The organism is Halomicrococcus gelatinilyticus (genome assembly GCA_024227995.1).
Classification (GTDB): domain Archaea; phylum Halobacteriota; class Halobacteria; order Halobacteriales; family Haladaptataceae; genus Halomicrococcus; species Halomicrococcus gelatinilyticus.
In genome coordinates this window covers 344,717-367,634 of record CP100466.1, presented here as the reverse complement: position 1 = coordinate 367,634, position 22,918 = coordinate 344,717, and the positions used below count along the sequence as shown (strand labels likewise).

The 22,918-nt window shown below is 66.8% G+C and carries 25 protein-coding genes; 15 read left to right on the top strand and 10 right to left on the bottom strand.

Features of this window, described 5'->3' with window-relative positions; all coding sequences use genetic code 11:
• Positions 1-75: 75 nt before the first annotated feature.
• The 5 genes from NKT36_RS17075 (at position 76) to NKT36_RS17055 (ending at position 3,191) form a co-directional block, all read left to right on the top strand.
• Positions 76-537, top strand: coding sequence for a universal stress protein (locus tag NKT36_RS17075; RefSeq protein WP_327053594.1), 462 nt, complete (start codon positions 76-78; stop codon positions 535-537).
• Between the two features lie 90 nt (positions 538-627).
• Positions 628-2,034, top strand: coding sequence for a carotenoid oxygenase family protein (locus tag NKT36_RS17070; RefSeq protein ID WP_327053593.1), 1,407 nt, complete (start codon positions 628-630; stop codon positions 2,032-2,034).
• Positions 2,035-2,077: 43 nt separating this feature from the next.
• Positions 2,078-2,434: a hypothetical protein gene (locus tag NKT36_RS17065; protein WP_327053592.1), complete on the top strand. Its 357-nt coding sequence runs from the start codon at positions 2,078-2,080 to the stop codon at positions 2,432-2,434.
• Positions 2,435-2,485: 51 nt separating this feature from the next.
• Positions 2,486-2,803, top strand: coding sequence for a DUF7577 domain-containing protein (locus NKT36_RS17060; RefSeq protein ID WP_327053591.1), 318 nt, complete (start codon positions 2,486-2,488; stop codon positions 2,801-2,803).
• A gap of 103 nt (positions 2,804-2,906) precedes the next feature.
• Complete coding sequence (locus NKT36_RS17055; RefSeq protein WP_327053590.1) at positions 2,907-3,191, top strand: hypothetical protein; 285 nt, start codon at positions 2,907-2,909, stop codon at positions 3,189-3,191.
• Positions 3,192-3,293: 102 nt separating this feature from the next.
• Here the strand turns inward: NKT36_RS17055 and NKT36_RS17050 are convergent, their stop codons facing one another.
• Positions 3,294-3,950 carry a helix-turn-helix domain-containing protein gene (locus tag NKT36_RS17050; protein ID WP_327053589.1) on the bottom strand — a complete coding sequence of 219 codons (657 nt, stop codon included), beginning with the start codon at positions 3,948-3,950 and terminating at the stop codon, positions 3,294-3,296.
• Between the two features lie 215 nt (positions 3,951-4,165).
• Between NKT36_RS17050 and NKT36_RS17045 the strand changes: the two genes are divergently transcribed.
• Positions 4,166-4,984 carry an aldo/keto reductase gene (locus NKT36_RS17045; RefSeq protein ID WP_327053588.1) on the top strand — a complete coding sequence of 273 codons (819 nt, stop codon included), beginning with the start codon at positions 4,166-4,168 and terminating at the stop codon, positions 4,982-4,984.
• Positions 4,985-5,362 carry a DoxX family protein gene (locus NKT36_RS17040; protein WP_327053587.1) on the top strand — a complete coding sequence of 126 codons (378 nt, stop codon included), beginning with the start codon at positions 4,985-4,987 and terminating at the stop codon, positions 5,360-5,362.
• Positions 5,363-5,439: 77 nt separating this feature from the next.
• On the opposite strand, the gene NKT36_RS17035 is transcribed toward NKT36_RS17040, so the two are convergent.
• Positions 5,440-6,639, bottom strand: coding sequence for an ABC transporter substrate-binding protein (locus tag NKT36_RS17035; protein ID WP_327053586.1), 1,200 nt, complete (start codon positions 6,637-6,639; stop codon positions 5,440-5,442).
• Between the two features lie 60 nt (positions 6,640-6,699).
• Positions 6,700-7,707 (bottom strand): HEAT repeat domain-containing protein, encoded by a 1,008-nt coding sequence (locus NKT36_RS17030; RefSeq protein ID WP_327053585.1) that lies wholly within the window; start codon positions 7,705-7,707, stop codon positions 6,700-6,702.
• A gap of 911 nt (positions 7,708-8,618) precedes the next feature.
• Between NKT36_RS17030 and NKT36_RS17025 the strand changes: the two genes are divergently transcribed.
• From NKT36_RS17025 to NKT36_RS17005, 5 genes are all read left to right on the top strand, one after another.
• Entirely contained in the window at positions 8,619-9,755 is a 1,137-nt protein-coding gene (locus NKT36_RS17025) for a polysaccharide deacetylase family protein (protein WP_327053584.1), read from the top strand.
• Between the two features lie 599 nt (positions 9,756-10,354).
• Positions 10,355-11,539: a LolA family protein gene (locus NKT36_RS17020; protein ID WP_327053583.1), complete on the top strand. Its 1,185-nt coding sequence runs from the start codon at positions 10,355-10,357 to the stop codon at positions 11,537-11,539.
• A gap of 297 nt (positions 11,540-11,836) precedes the next feature.
• Positions 11,837-12,208, top strand: coding sequence for an ArsR/SmtB family transcription factor (locus NKT36_RS17015; RefSeq protein ID WP_327053582.1), 372 nt, complete (start codon positions 11,837-11,839; stop codon positions 12,206-12,208).
• A 1-nt stretch (position 12,209) separates the two neighbouring features.
• Positions 12,210-12,521, top strand: coding sequence for a DUF7521 family protein (locus tag NKT36_RS17010; protein ID WP_327053581.1), 312 nt, complete (start codon positions 12,210-12,212; stop codon positions 12,519-12,521).
• Positions 12,522-12,659: 138 nt separating this feature from the next.
• The gene (locus NKT36_RS17005; protein WP_327053580.1) at positions 12,660-13,139 is read left to right on the top strand and encodes a DUF5518 domain-containing protein; all 480 of its coding nucleotides are present in this window, start codon (positions 12,660-12,662) and stop codon (positions 13,137-13,139) included.
• A 101-nt stretch (positions 13,140-13,240) separates the two neighbouring features.
• Here NKT36_RS17005 and NKT36_RS17000 read toward each other — a convergent pair whose 3' ends face one another.
• Positions 13,241-13,636 (bottom strand): hypothetical protein, encoded by a 396-nt coding sequence (locus tag NKT36_RS17000; protein WP_327053579.1) that lies wholly within the window; start codon positions 13,634-13,636, stop codon positions 13,241-13,243.
• Between the two features lie 383 nt (positions 13,637-14,019).
• On the opposite strand from NKT36_RS17000, the gene NKT36_RS16995 reads away from it, so the two are divergent.
• The 3 genes from NKT36_RS16995 to NKT36_RS16985 all read left to right on the top strand — a co-directional run bounded on the left by NKT36_RS16995 (position 14,020) and on the right by NKT36_RS16985 (position 16,624).
• Positions 14,020-15,216, top strand: coding sequence for an ABC transporter substrate-binding protein (locus NKT36_RS16995; protein ID WP_327053578.1), 1,197 nt, complete (start codon positions 14,020-14,022; stop codon positions 15,214-15,216).
• A gap of 2 nt (positions 15,217-15,218) precedes the next feature.
• Positions 15,219-16,145, top strand: coding sequence for an FAD-dependent oxidoreductase (locus NKT36_RS16990; RefSeq protein WP_327053577.1), 927 nt, complete (start codon positions 15,219-15,221; stop codon positions 16,143-16,145).
• 104 nt (positions 16,146-16,249) lie between these two features.
• A complete protein-coding gene (locus NKT36_RS16985) occupies positions 16,250-16,624 on the top strand; it encodes a metal-dependent transcriptional regulator (protein WP_327053576.1) in 375 nt (124 codons plus the stop codon).
• Between the two features lie 135 nt (positions 16,625-16,759).
• Here NKT36_RS16985 and NKT36_RS16980 read toward each other — a convergent pair whose 3' ends face one another.
• The 6 genes from NKT36_RS16980 to tenA form a co-directional block, all read right to left on the bottom strand.
• Positions 16,760-17,086, bottom strand: coding sequence for a NifU family protein (locus tag NKT36_RS16980; RefSeq protein WP_327053575.1), 327 nt, complete (start codon positions 17,084-17,086; stop codon positions 16,760-16,762).
• Between the two features lie 479 nt (positions 17,087-17,565).
• Positions 17,566-19,425, bottom strand: a complete 1,860-nt coding sequence (locus tag NKT36_RS16975; protein WP_327053574.1) for a cation:proton antiporter domain-containing protein — start codon at positions 19,423-19,425, stop codon at positions 17,566-17,568.
• 112 nt (positions 19,426-19,537) lie between these two features.
• Positions 19,538-20,089 (bottom strand): hypothetical protein, encoded by a 552-nt coding sequence (locus tag NKT36_RS16970; RefSeq protein ID WP_327053573.1) that lies wholly within the window; start codon positions 20,087-20,089, stop codon positions 19,538-19,540.
• Positions 20,086-21,408, bottom strand: coding sequence for an NRAMP family divalent metal transporter (locus tag NKT36_RS16965; protein WP_327053572.1), 1,323 nt, complete (start codon positions 21,406-21,408; stop codon positions 20,086-20,088). Before NKT36_RS16965 ends, NKT36_RS16970 begins: the two co-directional genes overlap by 4 nt.
• A gap of 66 nt (positions 21,409-21,474) precedes the next feature.
• Entirely contained in the window at positions 21,475-22,212 is a 738-nt protein-coding gene (locus NKT36_RS16960) for a TenA family protein (RefSeq protein WP_327053571.1), read from the bottom strand.
• Complete coding sequence (gene tenA / locus NKT36_RS16955; protein WP_327053570.1) at positions 22,209-22,874, bottom strand: thiaminase II; 666 nt, start codon at positions 22,872-22,874, stop codon at positions 22,209-22,211. The genes NKT36_RS16960 and tenA overlap by 4 nt, the downstream gene beginning before the upstream one ends.
• Positions 22,875-22,918 lie beyond the last annotated feature (44 nt).

The window sequence follows — 22,918 nt, the reverse complement described above, 5'->3', positions numbered from 1 at the left end:
GTCGCACCGGACTGCCCGGGCATCGCTCCGGGTCCCCGGCTAACCGTTTTGGGTCGCCGGGACGAACGTGAGGGTATGTACGAGGAGATTCTGGTGCCGACAGACGGGAGCGAGGGGTCACGACGCGCGGTCGAGGAGGCAGCCGAACTCGCGGCGGCGTTCGACGCGGTCCTGCACGTCCTCTACGTGGTCGACACGCGGGCGCTACCGATGGACGTCGACACCGGTGAGATACTCGGTGAACTCGAGACCGAGGGGAAGCAAGCGATCGACGACGTGGTCGACGCAGCTCACGACGCAGGCGTCGGAACGACGGAGGCGGTGGTGGGCCGCGGAACGCCCCACCGGGCCATCCTCGACTACAGCGACCAGCACGACGTCGACCTCGTCGTCATGGGGACCCACGGCCGCACCGGAGTTGGCCGGTTCCTCCTCGGAAGCGTCACCGAAAAGGTGGTGCGGGCCTCCGACGTGCCGGTGTTGACCGTCCGGATGTCCGGCGAGGGGACGACAGGCGCTGAGTCGAACGGGGAGTGACCGGTCGCCACTGCGGGCGTCCGTCGTAGCGCCCCTTCTCCACGAGCGCCGCCCGAACTATTAGGGGGCGTCGGGTGGTCGTAGGGACGAATGTCGTCCCAGCCCCCGCTCGGATTCCACTCGCTCAGGGAGGAGGTCACAGGCGAGCTACCTGTCGAGGGGCGGATTCCGGACTGGCTCTCGGGGAGCCTCGTCCGCAACGGTCCCGGCGCGTTCGAACTCGGCGACGAGGCGGTCGACCACTGGTTCGACGGGCTGGCTATGCTCCACCAGTTCACCTTCGACGACGGGGTCACCTACCGCAACCGCTTCCTGCGGACGGAGGCGTACGAGGCGGCCCGCGACGGCGAGTTCGACGGCGGGTTCGCAACCGGCGAGACGACGCTCCGCGAGCGCCTGAAGGCGTTCGTCCTCGACGACCCCTACGACAACGCGAACGTCATCGCCGAGCGGATCGGCGACCGATATCTCGCGCTGACCGAGACGCCGCGCTGGGTCGAGTTCGACCCCGCCACGTTAGAGACCCGCGGGCACGTCCAGTACGACGGGTCCGAACCCGCGGGACGACTCGCCTGCGCGCACATGAACCGCGACCCGGCGACCGGCGAGATGGTGAACTTCGAGACGGCGTTCGGGCGGTCGAGCGAGTACCACGTCTACTCGATGGCGTCGCCCACCGAGCGCGACCACGTCGGCTCCGTCGCCGTCGACGAACCCGCGTACATGCACAGCTTCGCGCTGACGCCGAACTACGTCGTGCTCACCGAGTTCCCGTTCGTCGTCGACCCGATGGACTTCCTCCGTCCCGGCAAGCAGGGGCCGTTCGTCGACAACTACGAGTGGCGACCCGAGCGCGGCACGCGATTCCTCGTCCTCGAGCGCGACACCGGCGAGCTGGTCGCACAGCCGCGGACGGAGCCCTTCTTCGGGTTCCACCACGCCAACGCCTTCGAGGACGACGACGACCTCGTCATCGACCTCGAGACCGTCCCCGACGCGGCGTCCATCGACCACCTCTACCTCGACGCGCTCCGCGCCGGCGACCTCGACGCCTTCGGCGGTCGTCTCGAGCGGTTCCGCGTCCACCTGGGGACGGCCGACGCCGCCGTCGACCGCCGGACGATCTACGACGGGACCGCGCTCCCGACCGTCTCGCCTGCGCGGTGGTGTCGCGAGCACCGGTACGTGTACGCACAGGGGACCGACCAGCCGGTGACCGAGTGGCCGCGGTCGGTGACGAAGATAGACACCGTCTCCGGGTCGGCACGCACGTTCGCTGCCGCGGGGGACCACTTCAGCGAACCCATCTTCGTCCCGCGGCCCGACGGCACGGCCGAGGACGACGGCGTCGTGCTCACCGTCGCGCTCGACGACGACGCCGGGCGGTCGGTCCTCGTCGTCCTCGACGGCGACTCGTTCTCCGAACTGGCCCGCGCACCCCTTCCCCACGCCGTCCCGTTCGACTTCCACGGGCGGTTCTTCGCCGAACTGGCGTAGGCCGCCGCCGAAGCCTTATCTTCGCTCGACCCCGAGCACGACCATGCAACCGAGGGGAAACCGGGGGCCGGGCAGGCGCCGTCTCGTCCGACTCCTGCTGTTGCTCGTCGTGCTGTCCACCGGCGGACGCTTCCTCCGGGGCGGCGGCCTCGGCGGGACGCAGGTCGTCCCCGACGGGGTCGGCGGACCGGTCGTCGTCGCGGTCGTCGCAGGCCTCGCCATCGTCGGCGGCGTACTGGCGTTCCGGGCCGGCGCGTTCGACCGCCGCGGTGCGTCCGGCACGTCGGTGCCTGACGGCGAGTACACGTGTCGCTACTGCGGCACCGACCTGGAGCGCTACCGGAACCGCTGTCCGCACTGCGAGACGCGCGACCCGGTCGCCAGCGACGAGGAGTGGTGACCGCGGTCGCGATTCCTAAAAGAATTAACCGTTCAGCGTATACGTCCGTCTGTGAACGCCGAAATCGTATTCCGCCTCGTCGTCGCGGGCGTGCTCGTCGTCGCGCCGACGATTCTGTTTCTCGGCCTCTGGCGAGGGCTGATGGCCCTTCGCAACGACAACCTCGTCAACCGCACGTTGAACGGAGAGTCCGGCCGGTTCTCCGACGGGCCGATCCCCGAACGCTTCTTCCGCACGGCCGTCGGTGGCGGGCCCGCCGCGGACTCCGTCGCGTCGAGCGACGTCGGCACCGTGCGCTGTCCGGACTGTGGCCAGCCGAACCCGCGCTACGCCGACTACTGCGGGGACTGTCTGGACAGCCTGGACTGACCGCCGGTCGACGGGGGTCTGCCGTCCCGCTTCGTACCCTACTTGGGGGGCTTGCGCTACCAGGGGACGACGTCTTGCGGATAGCCGAACTACGTCTGCTCCCATGAAGGACGTCCAGCTCCCGGATGACGCCGCCGACCCGGTCGACGACCTGCGCGAGATGTACGGCCAGCGACGGCACGAACGGCCGTCGACCCCCGGGGTGGCCGTTCGGGAGGCGTACGGTCCCGCCCAGCACGGGGATGGCGACCACGCATCGGACGCGCAACTGGTCGCCTGGACGGTCGGGGACCGGCCGACCGGGTGGGTCAGTAGTGCTGTCGGCGTCCGCAGGCGGACGACGTTCCCGACGCAACCGTCGGCCGGTCCGAGGAAAGCCCCCGCGTGAGGACTGGCGTGACCGGAGTCGCCCCGCCCCGCTCCCTCCCGTCCTGCTCTGCCAGCAGTCCTCACGACCGCGACTCGTGGCACCGGAGCACCACGTTCCACCTCACTCGGCGTCCGCCGGTTCGCCGATGGTGGCGGTGACGAGCGCTTCGGTACCGCGTCGAAGCCGCTCCGAGACGGCCTGGTGGGAGACGTCGAGGCGCTCGGCCAGGTCCTCCGCCGAGGCCTCGCGGGGCACCGAGAAGTACCCCATCTCGACCGCGGTGAGCAGCGTCTCGCGCTGGAGGTCGGTGAGTGGGAGCGCGTCGCGGCCGCGACTGTCGGCGCTGTGTATCTGTTCGAGCTCCAGCGTGAGGCCGTTCTCCCGGCAGAACGAGACGTACTCCTGGACGCTCTCCTGGTCGGGGAACCGGAGCTGGACCTGCCAGCCGTCGCCCGCCCGCTCCGACGAGAGGAAGACCGCGCCGAGGTTCGCCCAGCTCTGGTAGGTGACGACCTCCTCGCCTTCCTCCGTCAGCCGCACCTGGTACAGCCGCGTCCCGTCGACGTCGGCGAGGAGCGTCGGGTCCGTCACCGTCGGGTCGGCGTCGAGACCGTCCTCGAACGCCGCGAAGTCGCCGTCGCTCGCCCAGAAGACCATCGTCGTCGCCGACGCGTCCGTCGCGGTCTGCTGTTCGACGGAGACGGAGATGTCGGGGACGTCCCGCAGGGCTCGCCGGAGGACCGGGGTTTCGAGGTAGAACGTGGCGATGACGGACATCCTGTCACCTGTTGGTGCGCGAGCAGAATAAGGAGCGCGGCCCGACCGGCGACGCGAACGCTGTGGGTGTGCGGGGTGCTGAAGGTGCGGTGACTGGCGCTGTAGCTGCGGCGTCGGACGAGGGTGTGTGCGGTGGCGCACCCTTCACCGCGCACTGACGGCTCCTCGGCACAGCCGCCACTCGCTATTTGTCGGTCCGCGTCGACTCCCGACGTATGGAGTACGAGACGGTCGACGGCCAGGATGTGCCGGTCGTGGGGCTGGGGACCTGGCGGACCAGCGGGCGAACCTGCCGGAACGCAGTGGCTACGGCGCTGGCGCTCGGCTACCGGCACGTCGACACCGCACAGGCGTACGACAACGAACGCGACGTCGGCCGGGCGATCGCCGCCGCCGACGTCGACCGCGAGGAGGTGTTCCTGACGACGAAGGTCCGGCCGATGCACCGCAGCGCGGACGCCATCCGCGGGTCGGTGCACGAGAGCCTCGCGCGACTCGGCACCGACTACGTCGACCTGCTGCTGATACACTGGCCGAACCCGCTCGCGTCGACGGCGGAGGTGATGGGTGCGCTGTCGGACCTGCGCGACGAGGGCGCGACCCGCCACGTCGGGGTGAGCAACTTCGACCGCGACCAGTTGCAGACGGCCCGCAGGGTCTCGCGGGCACCCGCCGTCGCCGACCAGGTGCAGTTCCACCCGTTCAACCCGCAGACGGAACTGCTCGACTACTGTCGCGAGGCGGACGTGCTGCTGACGGCGTACAGCCCGCTCGCCCACGGCGGCCTCGTCGACGACCACGTCCTGACCCAGATCGGGCGCAAGTACGGTAAGACCCCCGCCCAGGTCGCACTGCGCTGGGTCGTCCAGCACGACGGCGTGGTGGCCATCCCGAAGGCGACGTCGCGCGACCACCTGGAACAGAATCTGGACGTGTTCGACTTCTCCCTGACGGAGACGGAGATGGCGCTCGTCGAGCGGCCGTCGCGCGTCCGGACCGGCGTGTCGATGCTGCGCGGGAGACTGGGGGTGTAGATGGTGGCGACACGTTTTCTTCCGCTCGTCCTCCGGGCGGTAGTCGCGATAGTCGTCGCCACACCGGCGACGGGCAAGTTCCTCGACTACCGCGGCCAGGTCGACTTCTTCGCGAGTCTCGGGCTTCCCGCACCCGAGTTGACCGTCGTGCTCGTGGGAGCCGTCGAGGTGGCGGCGCTCGTCATGCTCGTGCTCGGCTTCGCCGGTCGGGTCGCCGCGGCCGCGCTCGCCGTCGTCATGGTCGTCGCCATCGCCACCGCCGGCGTGAACCCGCTCAACGTCGTCGTCCTGCTGGGGTCGCTCGGTATCGTCGCGCTCGGGACGGGACCGTACTCGCTGTGGCAACCCGAGGACGACGTCGTCGGGACGGCGGGGTGAGCCTGGTCCTCTCCCAGTCGACGTGATTCGAGGGGGCCCCGGCCTCGAGGAGCGAGCGAAGCGAACTACGTCGTAGACTACGCCCCGTTGACGATGTCGGCGACTCGCTGGCGGTCGAACAGTCGTTCGTCAGCGGTTACCTCGCCGAAGACGTCGGGGTAGAGTTGCTTCGCGGCGCGTTCCGTCAGGAACAGGTTGTGGATCGGCCCCTGCCGGAGGTATCCGCCCCGGTACACCCGCCGGTTCTGGACGGCCGTCAGTTCGCTCGCTACCGGGTGTTCTTCCATGTATCCGAGGACGACGTCCCGGAACTCCGCGGCCGATTTGTCCTCGTGGCCCCGGATCAGAAGCACGTCCGGGTCGATGGTGAGCAGGTTCTCGTAGTCGAGCTCGCCCCGGTTTTCCGTGCTCAGGTTCTCGATACCGGTACCGGCGAGCGCGTCGCTGACCCCGAGGTCGTTCCACTGTTTCTTGCTCGTACCCGCGTCGTTGAGTCGGTACGGCGAGAACGTCTCTGGCTCGTCCTTCCCCTCGTAGGTGAGAAAGACGTTCGGTCGCTCGGCGGCAGGAGGCAGCCGTGATTGTACGTCGGCGATGAACTCGTCGTGGAGTGATTTCAGGGCCTCGAAGCGGTCGCGTTCTCCGAAGAGCGCGGCCATCTTCTCGAAGGCCTGATAGAGCGTGTAGTACCGGTAGTCGTGCCAGCTATCGGACCGCCGGAATATCATGTTGCCGAGGAACGGCGCCACGTTTTCGCGGATCTCCCTGATGTCGCCGTCGCTCCAGTCGAACCAGTTGCGCAGCATCCCCGGATCGATGACGTGGACGTCGCTGTCGAGCTCGTAGAATAGCTCTTTGGACATCCCGGCCTCGACGAGGTCGTTCGCCGCTATCTCGTCCTCGTCGACGCTCACACCAGGCAGTTCCTCGTAGGGGTCAGTGTAGTACTCGCCGGCCTGTCCGATGCCAAGCATCCCGTCTGCTCGACCGAGGGCGACCCCCATGTCGGCGTAGTCACCACCGTAGGGGAGCCACGTCCGGGGGGTCGACTCGAAGGTGACCTCCCCGACTGGCGCCATCTCGACGGTGGAGGATTCACCTTCCGTCGTCGTCCTGGTCTCCGTCGAAGTAGCAGCGCCAGTGTCTGTCGAATCGGTCCCGGGCGTGGAGTTGTCGCTCGAACAGCCCGCGAAGAAGCCGCCAGCGACGACCGCGCCGCCGTACCTGATGTAATCACGCCGCGTCGGTGCCTCGCGTTCCGTTTGTTCGCTCGACATGGTTTTTAGGCTCGCCTAATAACACAAAACACTTCCGGACTTTAGGCCGGCCTAAACCATTCAGCGAGGCGCTCCGCAACGCGGACACATCGGCGGCCCACCCGGTGGCAGTTCGACTCCGCAGTGCGGACAGTCGTCGCCGTCGTGCGACTTCATCTCCGCGACGACGTCGTCTGTCCCGGCTCGAACGGCGTCGACGGTCCCGAGACCATCCGGCACCGACTGGTCGCCATCTTCCAGCACCCTCCGGGCGAATCGCACGCGGTCGGCCAGGAACGACGGGGTGTCGTCGTCCACCGCGTCGATGCCGTCGAGTTCGGGAACCGAGTCGACCGCCGCCCGGGACTGCGCGAGCAGGGCGAGAGCCTCCGCCGCCCGCCCCTGGACGTACGGACTCTCGTCGGTCAGTCGTTCCCGGAGCGCGTCTTCCGTCCCGGACAGCTTCTCCGGACGCTCACAGCCGACCACCACAAGTGCCGTACAGAGATGATACCGGACGAGTGTGCCCCCGTCGTCGAGATGCTCGGCCAGCGACGGAACCTGGTGTCGGAGCCGGCCCGGATCACCCAGCGCGACGTACGCCAACGCCTTGGCTAGCTTCTCTTTGACCTCCGGTTCGTCGAACGACAGCCCGACACGGAAGTCCGCCAGTATCTCCGGGTCGCCGACCTCCCCGGGACGTTCGAGCGCGACGTACCCGAGCGCTTCGGCACACCGCGCACGGACGTAGTAGAACTCCTCGTCGTCGGCCAACCGGGCAGCGAGCGATCCGACGACCGGCACGACGACAGCCGGCTCTGACCGGGCAAGCGTGACGAACAACTTGCCGGTCGTCAGTCTGACCGCACGATCGTCGTCGGTCAGAAACGTCGTGAGCGGAGCCGCGAGTCCGTCGAAGACCCGCGGTCGTTCCTCGGCCAGGCTCCGGGCCGCACGTAGCGCACGCTTGCGTCCGTCGGCGTCGGCCGTATCCAGCCGGTCGAGACACGCCACGGCCTCCTCGTGGGCCCCATCTTCCAAGAGTTCAGTCAGGCGGTCAGGTGACGGAGGCTGGTCGGATTCGGTCATCGGCGGCGTTCCGTATGTGACAACCTTTCACGACCAGTCGTTTCAATCCGGTGTTTCGCCGTGACGAGCGAGTCCGCGCTATGAGCAGTCAGTGTAGTCGACCAGTTCTCCAGGACCGGTGTGAATCTCGCCACTACCTATCTCGGCTTTCGAGCGAATCCCTGCCCTCGAGGTCCGAGAGTACTAGCCCAAACGCCATCCCGTGAGGACGTTGCCCTCGAGTTCTGAACGCATCTGAGTCACGGTGGACGCATTCGGTCTGCTCTCTCCGTTAGTACGAGTTGTCCCCGGTAGTCAGACTTCGACCTCCTCCCACGGCTTTACGTGGGCTTTCGCCTCGCTACCGCTGTAGCGTTCCTCCGACTACCGTGTGGTGCTCCGTTTCCGGGTCTTTCGTAGCGAGCCAACGCTGTCCGCGCTGTTCCAGTCCCGGTTAGAACGGACAGACAAGCAGCGTGAGTGGTACAGGGACGCGGGCGACGGACACATCGAGCTCGAGACAGTGCGCAGCAGCGATGTCGGCGAATCCCTGTGGTGATACCCCTCCCTGGAACGATCTCCTTGTAGAGGTGTATCATCGTCATAACAAACACCGGCTCGACGTTACGTGGAAACATACTGATGCACCCGTCCAGTGTCGGCACGGGGGATACCAAGCAGCTGCCGGGTAGGGCCTGTGAGCAAACGTACAGAGTCGATACAGTGACCGAAGACCGCAAGAGATCCTTGCCAGGCTTTCTGGCGGATGCCCTCGAGTGGTCGGGCTGGGAGAGCGCTGCGGAAGCCGGGACTTCGACAGCGAACAGTGTCGCTGCCACCTGGCCACCGAGCAGCCAGATCGCCGACCGAACGCGCATGCTGCAGTCGCTTCGGACGAGCGAGTGTGCCGATGCTACGCGAAGGGAGCAACGATGAGCGACGGTCCGAACTCGGCGACACGCCGGGCGGTGCTCGAAAACGGGCTGGCTGTCGCAGGAGCGATACCGGTGACCGGAATGTCGGCCACGGCTGCTCCTCCAGATGGGAAACTGGTGTTCACGTACGACGACGGCCCCGTCGAGGATTACACCCACACCTATCAGCGAGCTCATCGCAAGGAGGGCGTCCCAGCCTGTTCGGCCGTTCCCTCGTCGTACGTCGGGGAAAGCGGGAACGTGAGTGCGGACCAACTGCAGGAACTCGCGGACGAAGGGTGGGAGGTCATGTCGCATTCTGTCAAACACCGGATGCTGGGACCTGTTACGGTCACGCGCGACATCGCAGCCGCCGATCGAAGAATCTACGTAGAGGAGAACTTTCACGGGAGTTTTCCAGACGACACACTCGTCGTCAGCGATGGTTCCCGGTCGACGACCGTCACCGTCGCTGGAAAAGGCTCCGACGACCGGGGCAAATTCATCGGAGTCGAGTCCTCGGTCGGACAGTCGTTTTCGGCCAGTGACGACGTCTCCACGCATTATACGGAAGATATCGTCCGGATGGCACTGGAAAAGTCGAAACGGCAACTCGAGAGCTACGGGGTGAACGTGACGAACATCGTGATGCCGTACGCCGGATACGGGGAGCGAACTCGGAAGATGGTCGACGAGTACTACACGGCTGTGGCGAACGCGGAGTCCACGGCCGGCGGAAACCCCCAGATTATGGAACCGAGCGAAATCCGGCTTCCCCATCTCTCCAGGATGCTGTTCCGGGAAGGATCTGCCACGAGAGCTCAACTTGGAACGTTGCTGGATACGATCGCATCACAGAACGGCCTCGGTATTCTGGGCGGCCACAGCTGGTGGCAGGAGAGACTTCCCCCATCACGAATTCGGATGGTGATTCAGATGGCGAAGGACCGGAACATCGATGTCGTCACGCTCCGGACCGCACTTTCCGACTTCGGCATCACCGCGACCACCACCTCTCGAACGACGTCAGCAACGACGAATGCACCAACCGCGAATCCCCCCACGACGGAGACAGATCAACTTGGACTTGGCGTGCTCGCGGCACTTGCTGGTATCGGTGGTGCAGCTGCATTGAAGCGATACGGGGACACGTGAACCACTTCGCCTTGCCACGCTCGGGGTCACCCGGCTCTCCGCACCGGACCTGTATGAAGAACGATGTGTTCTTCGTCCCCCGTGATACGTGGGCTCCCCTTTTGCTGCGTCGGTCGAGTTACTTGAAGCCTCGACTCGAAGCCACGGCCACGACGTTCGTGAACGGGATCGGTCGCCTGGGTTACCGACAGACCATCGTGTCTCGGTCTGCATCGGACGCGCATCGGTGTCGAGCAGTTCTGCGAACTCCCCGGGCGTCACACTCCCCTGGCGCTCGGTCGTCGCCATCAGCCCCTCGAAGGCCCCGGTCGTGACGGCCGCGTTCCCCCTGCACGTCCGCAGGTAGAACTCGGCCAGCTCGGTCGGGGTCGAAGGCGTTTCAGTGTCCACACGGAGTGTACGTACGATGCGTGCACCTTTGGGGATCCGTTTCTTCGTTCGGCAACCGTCGGTGGGAGACGCGCGGAGCGACCGACGGTCTCGGTCAGACAGACCCAGTAACGAGACACACCGGTCGAACGTACGGAACACAGCAGAGGCCAAAGCCGTGGGTAGCTCAACCGACACGCAATTATACCATCATTTAGCGTGTTACTAGCATGGCCGGCCCTCCACTCAGCGTCACCCGACGCACGCTCGTCGTACTCGTGCTCCTCGGTGTCGCGCTCCCCGCAATCCTCTGGGCAGCGGGGGGCGCAATAGAGGACACGAACCCCTCGGTCGACGCCAACGTGACCGAGCGCTACCGCTCGATCGACGCGCTCACTGGAACGCAGACGGTCACGATACGGACGAACGGCACCGTCACGTCTCGGAACGTCGCCACCGTCACGCTCGTCCCGGGGACGGACCGGAAGCGGATCCGCTTCCAGACTGCGCTGGAGCGACGGTACGAACTGCAGGTCTCGAACGGATCGACGCTCTGGCTCCACGACACCGACCGAAACGCCGTAACCGCCGTCGAGCTGACAGGGCCGCCGACCGATTCGCACGCGGCTGCCCGACTGCAACGACTCGTCGCGGCCGCGGGACTGACCGACGACGCGGGCCGGCCGCGGTCCGTCGGTGTGTCCCCGTTGCCCGCCGTGCCGCGACACGCCGCCGCCGCTCCCCAGGTGGACGCGAACAGTAGCTACGGCGTCGAGTTCGTCGAGACCGATACTGTCGGCGGGCGAGACGCGTACGTGCTCGAGGTCGCCCCCGCGACCAACCTGAGCGAGGCGCACTACAGACAGCGGCTGTGGCTCGACGCCGAGCAGTTCTACCCGCTGCGCAAGCAGACGACGTGGACCGACGACGACACCCGTCAGTCGGTGACGACGACGTACACGAACGTGACGTTCGACGCACAGGTGCCAGCGGACGCGTTCCGCCCCGAACTGGACGCCAACACGACAGTACGGCGGGCGGACACCCCGAACACGGAGTGGTACCGAAGTAGCGCCCAGCTGGCGGCACGGAGTTCGATCGCGGTGCCGGATCCGACCGTGCCGCCCGCGTTCGAACTGGTCTACGCGACGCGGACGACCGGCCGCATCGACGGCGTCGGACTCCGCTACGCCGCCGAGGGACGCGAACTCACGGTTGCGAAGTTCGACTACCCCCTCGACGTCGACACCGACGAGCACGACCTGACGCTCGACGGTCAGCCGGCAACCCTCGTCCACGGGTCGACGACTTCGCTCTCGTGGAACTGCAACGGCTACGGCTACACCGTCCGGGGAACCGGCGTCGGAACGGACCGCCTGATCGAAGTCGGCCGGTCGGTGGGCTGTCCGGCCTGAGACCACGCGAACTTCTGGGTCGGAAACTCGCACCACTTTTATATTATCCACCGGCCCGTCTGTCGAACTGCGATGGGATTCAACGAGCCGACGACGTACTCCGACACCAGTAGTGCGGTGACGTGCCCTCTGACAGCACGATGCTCCCCATCGCAGTCACCGTTGACGCAGCAGTCCTCCACAGTAGCGCGGTACTGCTCCGACAGCTACGCCCTGCTCTCGGATCCTGGCACCGTGACCGTCCGTATTCGAAACCCATGTGCCTATTAATGTGACAGGCAGTCATTCGACTGAAACGTGAGTGAGGATTCCCCGCTGGGCGAGCTTCTCGACGTCCTCAGCGACGAGTACGCCCGGGACATCCTCGCAGCAACGAGTGTCAAACCAATGTCCGCACAACAGCTTGCCGACGAATGTGAGATGTCCAAACCGACGGTCTACCGTCGGGTGGAACGATTACAGGCGCACGGGCTCCTCGACGAACAGACCAGGGTCCGGACCAGCAACAATCACTACAGCGTCTATACGGCCACGCTTTCGGAAGTCTCTATCGAGCTGGACAGCGGAACCTTCGAGGCGGCAGTGAGGCACACCGACGACGAATCGTTCCCCGGGGAGCGGGAAAGCGACACCGCCGACCGCTTCAGGAAGATGTGGGAGGACCTCTGAGATGGCTCCCGTGGCCGCCGTCGTCGACTGGGCTATCGTCGCGCTCGCCCTCGGGTCGACACTCGTCGGTAGCTACGTGGGATACCAGGCCTACCGTGGCTATCGCCGTCACGACAGCCGAACGATGCGGGCGCTCTCGATGGGCCTGTTTTTCCTCACGGCCGTCGCGTTCAGCATCGCCTTCGTCGGCTCGCTACTTCTCCGTGAGGGCTACCTCGGTCTCCGGTACCAGCAACCGCTCACGCTCGTCACGCGACTGTTTCAGTTCCTCGGCGTCCTGCTGATCGCTTACTCGTTGCATTCGCGAGGATAGTCCGCTCGCAAGTCGCTGTGGACAGGCCGTTCTCCCGCGTGTTCCACTGATCGACGTCCGCTCACCCCTGCAGGGGGTATGGGCCCGCTAGCGCGTAGTTGCAATAGAACTAACCCGTTCGCCCTGGACCGGTCTTCCATGTCCCCGCTTCGGAGTCTCGGTGCTGACGTGACCAGCGAGACGTTTCGTCTCGCGGCCTTCCTGGGAGTTGCATCGATCCCGGTGACGGTGGTGTTGAACTGGCCACTCACCCCGGCGTCTCTCCCCCGCAGTAGTGATTCGTCCGCACTCCTGCTCGCCTGCGTGTTCGCAGGGTACTGCTACGAGTCACGGTCGGCAGCGAGCACTCGTGCGGGCGCGATAACGGGCTGTGTCGGGGGACTGCCGATCGTGCTCTGGCAAAGCGCGATCGGTTTCGTCGACGTCCGGGGACACCCGGTCGTCGTCACGGCTGTCGGTGAATCCGTCCTGATGGCCGTGGTCGCGGCCGGAACCGCGTTCGTTTCTGCCGCGGTGTTGGTCGGCGTCGTCTGGTTGCTCGGCAGCGTGGGTGGTGGTCTCGGTGGGTGGCTCAACAGGCGACTCACCGCGTCGCGATTGCTCGGTCCGACCAGCTAGCTGCGAATCCGCCATCTCGATTCGTCGTCTATCGATTTTCCCGCCGGGAGCGATCTTGCCAACGCCTGGTGGGGACACGTTCGCTCTTGGCCGCAGGTCGTTCACGGATTCGTCGTGGTGCGCGTCTCGCGGACGAACTGTAGCACGGCGACGAGAAGGACGAGACAGACGACGATCATCGCGCCCTGTGAGATGGTCGCGATAGTCGATTCGACTGCTTCGCCCGTCAGCAACGCGATCATGTCCGGGATTCCACGCGTCGAGCCCACCACGCCGAGCACTGCCAGCAGGCCGATCCCGTAGGCAGCCAGTCGTTGCTGGTCCGTCCGTCGGCGTCCGACCACACCCAGGATGGCGACGAGAACGCCAAAGAAGGCCGGGATGAGCGCCGTGACGCTCGCGAAGTCCGAAAGCACGTACGCGCCGACGCCCAGGGCGACGAGTGCGACTCCGAGCACGATGCCCAGTAGGAATGCTGGCGTCCTCGATCTCGTCATATGCCGACCCTCGTGGGGCAGAGGCATAGGTGTACGTGTTCTCCCTCACAGGGGACTTTTGACAGGCAGTCTGTAGTCCGGTGAGTCCTCGCAGATTCCGTCAGAACCCGGCAGCCAAGAGTGTGACGGCCTGCGGAAGATCCCGTCTCACCGGGACGTCGGGACGGTGAAGCACTCTGCGTACTCGTTCCGGCAGCGGCGGTAGCGAACAGCGGCGTCGAACGCCCCGGATCTGGCCGATCTGGGGGAGGCTGACGTCGATACGTGCTCGGGACGGCGTGCCGAGTTGGTTCCGGTGTGCACTGCGGCTTCGACTCACGAGAACTATTTTGGTTGGCCTAAAAATCGAAATCACTTTATTGCTTTAGGGTAGCCTAAACCGTATGGCAGGTCATCCGGACGGGGACGATGCACCGACGCGGAGAGACTATCTCAAATACGGCGGCGCGGTCGTCGGCGGTGGGCTGCTGGCAGGCTGTCTCGGCGACAGTGGGTCCCAATCGGCGACGAGTACTACGACGACAGAGACGGACGCCGCGACACAGACAGACACGACGACCAGTTCCGAGACGACCACCGGGGAGGACGAGCCGTACTCGGTGTCGATGGTTCCGGTCGGCGAGGTCACCTTCGACTCGGTCCCGGAGACGTGGGTCGCCAACAACGGGAGCTGGGCGGACATGGGCATCGCACTCGGACTGGAACCGCCGAAGGCGGTCTGGCTCACCAGCCGCTACCACACCCAGTACTACGACGAGATCCCCGGCGTCTCCGTCGACAAGAGCGACATGGTGTCGCTGTACCAGGACGGCGTGAGCAAGGAGCTCTTCTACGAACTCGACGGGGACGTCCACGTCATGGACCCCAACTTCCTCATGAATCGGTTCAAGGGCTGGAAGCAGTCCGACGTCGACGAGATCGACGAGAACGTCGGCCCGTTGTTCGGCAACTGTATCTACGCCCAACATTACCCGTGGCATTCGGACTACCGGTACTACACCCTCTACGAGGGCTTCGAGAAGCTCGCGCAGGTCTTCCAGCGGACCGAGCGGTACGACGCCTTCGAGAAACTCCACGACGAGTTCCAGGCGAACCTCGCCTCGGTCGTTCCCGAGCAGGGCGAGCGACCGTCCGTCGCTGTCCTCTGGGGCGTCGGGAACCAGCCGGAGAAGTTCTATCCGTACATCATCGGCGGCGGCACCGGCTTCAAGCACCTCCGCGACCTCGGAGTCCAGGACGCACTCGCGAACACGGACATCAAGGACTTCCACGGAAGTCGGGGATCCATCGACCTGGAGACGCTCCTCGAAGTCGACCCCGAAGTGCTGATGTTGCGCGGCTACGAGTCGCTGTCCAAGAAGAAGTTCCAGAGCACCGTCGTCGAGTTCCTCCGCAGCCACAGCACGGCGAGCGCACTCACCGCGGTCGAGAACGGCGACGTCTATCGCGCCGGCGGGCTCTACCAGGGTCCGATCACGAACCTCGTGGTCACCGAACGTGCCGCGAAGCAACTGTACGACCACGAAGGAACGCTGTTCGACCGCCAGCGGGTCGCCGACATCGTCGACGGAAACAGCTGATCATGTCGTCCACGGACGAACCGGCCACCGACTACGACGTCGTCGTCGTCGGTGGCGGCCCCGCCGGCTCCTCGGCGGGCGTCTTCACGTCCCGGTACGGCCTCGACACCGTCGTCTTCGACCGCGGGAACGCGGCCCTGCCACGGTGCGCCCATCTCGAGAACTACCTGGGCTTCCCGGCAGGCGTCGACGTGGACACCTTCCACGACCTGATGCACGCCCACGCCGAGGAGGCAGGGTGCGACGTCGTCCCGGAGATGGTGGTGTCGGTCGACCGAGGGGAGCAGGAGTCCGGCTTCGTCGCGGCGACCCAGGAGGGGCGACGCGTAACGGCGACCTACGTCGTGGTCGCAGCGTGGTACGACGGCTCGTACCTCCGCCCGCTCGGCGACGATGCGATGTTCGAGATGCACGAGCACCACGGCGAACCGGAGGAACGGTTCGACCCGGACTACCCCGACGAGGACGGCCGGACCCCGATCGACGGACTGTACGTCGCCTCGCCTGCGGGGGCCCGGAGCGCACAGGCTATCGTCGCCGCCGGGAACGGAGCCCACGTCGCCCGGTGTCTGCTCGCGGACCATCGGCGCGAACAGGGCTATCCGGACGGCGTCGCGCCACACTACGACTGGCTCCGACCGGACGCGGAGTTCTCTGGTGAGTGGGCCGAGCGCGACCGGTGGCGCGAGTGGTTCCACAACGAGGTCGGCGAGGACGACGTGGACGACGAGCGCCTCGCGGAACTGCGCGAGACGTACGTCGACCGGGCGTTCGAAACCCGACTCGGCGAGTCGGAGGTCGAAGCGCGCGCCGAACGCGGCCTGCAACGTCTCGTCGAGGTGATCGGAAGCGAGCGCGTGCTCGACGTCATCGACGACGAAACCATCCACGAGTACGTGGGGACATCGCTGGAATCCAGGCACGGGTGAGAAACCGTGGATCGGACAGAACTGACGAACGGCATCGACCGACGAACTCGACTCTGTCGACCGGTCGCTGCTCGTTCTACACCGGTCTTCGAGATTACGGACAGATGAGTAGACCCTCACAGTATCTCCTTGGGCTGTACATCGCCGAACATCGGGAATCGAGTCCCGTCTCGCCGGGCGTCGTTGCCGAGATGCTCGGGCGGTCACCGGCGACGGTCATCGAAGCGTTCCGACAGTTCGAGAACGACGGCCTCCTCCGCTACGAACCGTACGACGGCGCGACGCTGACCGACGCCGGACGCCGGCGAGCAGCGGAGTTGCACGACACGTACGTGACTCTCTCGTGGTTCTTCCGCGGTGTCCTCGACATCGACGACCACGAAACCGAAGCGATGGAGATGTGTGGCGCGGTGAGTCCGGCAGTCGCCGAGCGACTCGCCTCGACGCTTCCGTTCGAGCGCGAAGATACCCGCGACTGAGCAACAGCCGACTCTCGTCGGCCGGTTGCTCCGCTGTAGCGACGACGCGTAGATAAAATCCGTGAGGTACCAGTCCCGCGATGAGCGGGCAGCTACGTCGGGGCTGCCGTCGGCCGAACCGTGTCGGGCAGGTTCTCAGAACGGCGGCGAGTAATCGCTGTACTCGTCCATGTCTTCCATCTCCTCGGTCTTGCTGGGCATCACTGCTGCCTGCGGGCCACCTGCCCGCCGGACGGCCACCTCGGAGATCTCGTCGATTTCGTCGGGGAGTCGGTGTCGAATCGCCCGCATCGTCATCGGTGCGATGCCACACCCCGAGCAGGCACCGCCGATAGCGACCGTCACCTCACCGGTCTCCTCGTCCACGTCCTCTATCTCGAAGTAGCCGCCGTGATCTTGGATCTGCGGGACGTTGTTACTGAGGTAGCTCCGCGTTCGTCGCTCCAGGCCTTCTGTACTCATGCACGAGCAGCTACGACCTCATTTGTAATCAATCTGTGGTGTTTGGCGAGCCTAAAGAAAACGTTCGAATGTTTGGCGGCCCTAAAAGAAAACAAAGCGGTAATTATTGGTTCGAACTGTGGGGGGATCACAGTACGACTACTGACGCCAGCGATGAGCCGTCCCCGTCTCACCGCGCGGGGAGCAGTCGCTCACCGACCTCGTCGAACGCGCTCCCAGCGGATCCCACAGTACGGAGGAGACGAGAAGATGACACGAAGTCGATTCCAGAATAGCAACGAGACAGCTAGAACGAACAATTCCGAACGGAACAGAAGACCACCACTCCCAGCACGCTCGGCCAGCCACGACTGCAACACCCCCAATGCTGAAACCCGCACGGCAGCACCACGCGTGAAACCGATCTCCAGCCACAGTCGACGCAAGAACCCCTTCCGCGTTCCGGTACTCGTGCGAGGAGTACGGTTTCGTTTCGCTCGTCAACCAGCGGACGGCTCCCCGAGCAGCGCCACCGCGTCCTCGACGGCGTCGGAGCGTCCGAGGAGGGTGACGCGGTCGCCCTTCCGGAAGACGACGTCCTGCGTCGGGACGACGTAGTCGCCGTCCCGCTGGAGGAGGACGACGACGACCGGGTCCGGGAGCCCGGCGTCCGCGACGCGCTCGCCGTCGACGTCGTCGGAGACGACGACCTCCTCGGCCAGGTTCTGGTCGTGGCCGACGCCGTGTTTCCACTCGGACAGACTGGGCAGCGACACGAGTTCGTCGATCGCGGTCGCGGTCGCCGCCGGTCGCGTTATCGTCAGGACGCCCAGGTCCTCCATGGCCGTCGCCCTCGTCGGGTCGTTCACCAGGGAGACGAGCGTGTCGACGCCGAACGCGGAGCGCGCCGTCTGGCACGCTAGGACGTTCGTCGCGTCGTCGTCGGTCGTGGCGACCACCATGGTCGCGTCGGTCGCGCCGGCGTCGTCCAGCACGTCGGCGTCCGTCCCGTTTCCGTGGACGACCGAGTAGTCGTCCGAGCGGAGCGCCGCGACGACGTCACCGTCGCGTTCGACGATGAGTGGGTTGTCGCCCTGGTCTTCGAGCCTGTCTGCGAGCGTTCGTCCGATGTCGCCGCCGCCGATGATGATGGTTGTCATAGGTACGATGTCGAGCATTCGTGCGATGAACGGGGCGCCGCCGGCCTCAATGACCACGGTCACGAGGATGACGAGGAAGACGAGGTTCGCGACGCTCGCGGCGTTCGCGACGCCGGCCGCCGAGAGCTGGAGCGTGAACAGGGTCGCCGTCGCGGCGGGGATGATGCCCCGCGGGCCGACGCTAGCGACGAACAACTGCTCGTTCCGCGAGAAGTCCGAGCCGTACGTCGAGACGAACACGGCGAGCGGTCGAACGACGACGATGGCCACGAACACGACGGCGAGGCCACCGACACCGAGGGTGACGATGTCCTCGAACCGGATCAGCGCCGCCAGGATGAGGTACACCGCCCCGAGGACGACGTTCGACACGTCGCCGCTGAACCCCGCGACCTCCGCCCGGTAGGGGAGGTCCAGGCTGCCGAGCAGCAGTCCGGCGACCGCCACCGTCACGACGCCAGCCTCCGTCGCGACGGCGCTGCCGACGGTGTACGACAGTAGCACGCTCCCCAGGACGACGAGCCGCGAGTCCTGCGGCGACGTGCTCAGTTCCCTGAGGACGTAGCCGACCACGACCGCCGTGACGATGCCGACGAGGACGCCGACGGAGATCTGGGTGACGAAGTCGACGACGACGTCGCTACCACGTTCGCTGCCGTTCGCCGTGCGCCTCGTGGTCAGCGTCGCGGAGAAGACGACCGCCCCGAGGACCGACGCCACGGGGTCGTTGATGATCCCCTCGGTCTCGAGGAGCTGCCGGACGTCCTCTCGCACCGTTATCTGCTCGAGGATCGGCGTGATGACGGTCGGCCCGGTCGCGACGAGGAGGGCGGAGACGAGCAGCGAGAGGGTCCACTGCAGGCCGACCAGATAGCGGATCGCGACCCCCAGCCCGACGAACGTGATGGCGGACCCGACGGTCACGAGCCTGAGCGTCCCTCGCGGGGTGCGTCGCACCCTGTCGAGCGAGAGCGAGAACGCCCCCTCGAAGACGATGATGGCGACGGCGAACCCGACGATGTCCTCGAGGTCGCCCCTGAACAGCGACGGGTCGAGGAAGCCGACCCCTTCCGGACCGACGAGGATGCCGAAGGCGAGCAGGAACACGACGTTCGGGATGCCGTACCGGTTCGCGAGCAGCTTCGCGACGGCCGCCAGCGCGACGATGACCGATATCGCGACCAGGAAGTCCGTGGTCATGACAACCCCCGTGTCGTTCGACCCGCCCGGGCCGCGGTCCGACTCCTCGACTGCAGGGACCCGTCATCGCACGTTCGACGACGGCCCCGATAAGCGTTGTTTCGGCGGCGGCCTACGACAGGTCGACCGTCCGGTCGGCCCACGCCCCGAGCGACGCGAGGGTCGACCGCTCGCGCCGCGAGACCGGGTTGTCGGTCCCGAGTTCGTCGCTCTCGAAGGCGTTCAGCACGGCGCACTCGGCGCCGTCGCAGTACGCCGTGAGCCGCTCCGCGTCGACCGACTCGTGCTGGAGCGGTATCGTCGCGTCGTTGACGAACACCGCCCGCGGGTCCGGGGCAGCGTCGACGATGCGCTCGGCCCGCACGGCGTTGTCCTGTGCCAGCGCGACCGCCTCCGCCGCCGTCTCGCCGTCCGACCGCGGGGCGTGGGCGTCGAGGACGCCGTGCCACGCGGCGTCCGGGACCGACGTGAAGCGGTCGAGTCGGCCGCCGAGCAGCTGGCCGTCGCGTTCGACCTCGGGTGCGAACTCCAGGACGACGACCCCCGCCGCGCCCTCGCGGTCGACCCAGACGTCCCGCGCGCGGGCGGTGAGCCGCGTCTTCCCGGCCTGCGAGGGGCCGACGACGAGCGTCGACCCGGCTAGCGGGAAGGGCAGGTCGGTCACGCGGCGGCCTCCTCGTGGGCGAACTTTCCGAGGAGGGCGACGGTCGCGACGCCGAGGACGACGGCGAACGCCAGGACGACGCCGGAGAGCGCGTCGACGCCGCCGGCGACCTGCCCGCGGACGAAGTTGGCCGCCAGCCCACCCGACACGGCCAGCAGGCCCATCCCGCCGACGTTGGCGAGCGTCGGCGTCGGCTCCGGGACCGCGGCCGAGTTCAGGAGGTAGATGACGACGGCGATGGCGAACGGCGTGCCGACCGTGCCGAGCGCGAGGACGAGCACGAGCTGGCCGAGCACCTGGCCGCCGATGAACGCACCGGGCGCCGACAGCAGCGCGACGGCGGCGAGCAGCGCGCGATACCGCGTGTCCTCGACGGTCGTCCCCCAGCCCAGCTTGTCGGCGACCAGGAACGGCGGGACGATGGTGTTCCCGCCGAGGGTCGAGACCGCCGCGCCGCCCAGTCCGAGCAGGAACAGCCACTTCGCGCCCGGGCCGACGAGCGGGCCGAGCGCCTGCGCCGCGCTCACCGTCGTCAGGTCTGGGTCCGTGAGCACGCTCGCGGTGACGAGGAAGATGGCGACGCTGTAGACGCCGAACGCGACGAGCATCGAGGCGCCGACGTCGAAGGTCGCGAGACCGTACTCGCGCTCGGTCCACCCGCGTGCCCGCATCGTGTAGGAGTGCATCGTTATCAGCGTGATGTGGACCGCGCCGCCGAGGATGCCCGCGGCCACGACCGCGCTGCCCGCGGGGAGCGAGGGGACGAGCCCCGCGGCGGCCCGCCCTGGGTCGATGGGGGCGACGAACAGCGACGCGACGAACGCCAGCACGACCCCGCTGACGAGGACCTTCGCCGCGAGTTCGACGAAGCGATACCCCTCGCCGGCGAGTCCGGCGACGAGGACGAGCGCCCAGACCACGCCCCAGATGCGTGCGTCGACGCCCGTCATCGTCGCCGAGACGGCCGCGACGGTGTTCATGATGACGAGCTGTGCGACGCCGGCCGCGACGACCACGTCGGCGACGAGTATCCACGCCCACGTCTCTCCGAGGTGCTCCTCGACGACGCCGACGATGCCCTGTTCGGTCAGCAGGCCGAGGCGCATCGCGAGGTACTGCGCGAGCGCCCCTGCGACCGCGGAGAGGACGACGACCCACAGCAGGGCGTAGTCGAAGCTCGCGCCGGCGGCGACGAGACTCGCCATCGTCGCCGGTCCCGCGGCGATGGACCCGGCGACCCACGACGGCCCCATCTCGCTCACGTAGTCGCGTATCCGTCCGCCCGTCACGGCGTTCGCATCTCTCGTGGCTCCGCCCATACGTTGGTGGTATCACCGGAGAATAAAAACGTGCCGGGTCACCCGGCTCCCGTCAGCAGTCGCCGCTCACCGCGACGACCCGCCTCCGGTCGCGTCCGGGTCGTACGCCGTCTCGAAGAACGCGGCCTCCAGCGCCACAGTCCGCCGGAAGAACCGCTCGATCCGTCGCTGTCGTCCGGGCATGGCGGTCGCTCCCTCGCGGTCGAGTTCCCGCCGTAGCCACCGCACGAAATCCGCGAAAGCGTCGGTGGCGTGGAGTTCGACCCACTCCGCGAGGTAGAACGGCTCGGGCGACCCGTCGACGGCGGTGGCCCACTCCAGGTAGATCCACTCGGCGGGGACGAGGACGGCGAGCGTCTCGGCGTACCCGCCCTCCCGCGCCGCCCGCTCCAGGAGGTCCTCGAAGGCGCGCGTGGTCGGCGTCGGCTCCGGTTCGGCGTACGTCGTCTCGGGGACGTCGAGCGACGCGAAGGCGCGTTCGAAGTAGTCGTTCTCGTCGTCGGTGATCGTCGCGAGGAAGTCGACGAGTCGCGACTTCGCCGCCATCGTCGGCGCGTCCCCGACGGCGTGGCCGAAGACGCCGGTCAGCGTCCGGACGAAGGCGTAGTCCTGCACCAGATACTGCCGGAACACGGCGTCGTCGAGGTCGCCGCTGCCGAGTTCGCGCGCGAACCGGTGGGTCGTCGCCGCCGACCAGTCCGGTTCCGCGCGCTCGCGGAGCCAGTCGGTGAACCGCGCCCGCTCGCGCCCCTCGGCGTACCCCTCGTAGGTGTCGGGGACGCCGTCCGTACCGGGGGAGGTCACACCGACCACTCCTCCTGACGCCAGGCGGCGTCCCAGAAGCGGTACTCGTAGCGTGCGGACGTGCGGAACAGCTCCACGTATCGCTCGCGTTCGACCTCGTTCGCGTCCGCGGCCACGTCGTCCATCAGCTCCTTGCACCACGCCGTGAGCTCCGCAAACTCCTCGCCGGAGTACATCTCGACCCACGCGACGTACCGCTCGTCGTCGGGTGACCCGCGTTCCGCAAGTCGCCGCCCCGTCTCGTTGAAGCCCCACATGCAGGGCAGCAGCGCCGCCACGAGGTCGCCGAACGTCCCGGTCGCCGCGACGCGCACGAGGAAGTCGGTGTAGGCCCGCGTGGTCGGCGAGGGGTCCGTCCCTTCGAGGTCCGTCTCCGAGATGCCGAACTCGGCCGCGTACTCTCGGTGGAGGTCCATCTCGGTGTTCACGGTCGACTGGAGCAGGTCCGCGAACGTGGCCATGCGGTCGAGGTCGGGCGCCCTCGTCGCCCCGTGGGCGAACACCCGGGCGTAGTCGACGAGGTAGACGTAGTCCTGCCGGACCCAGTACCTGAACGGCTCCTCGTCGAGGGTGCCAGCCCCGAGCTCCTCGACCATCGGGTGCGCCAGGATGGCGTCCCAGATTGGTTCGGCGACCGGTTCCAGTTCGCTGGTGAAGCTCATGGCTGCATCTGGACGCCCCAGGGCCATATAATCTAGTGGTATTC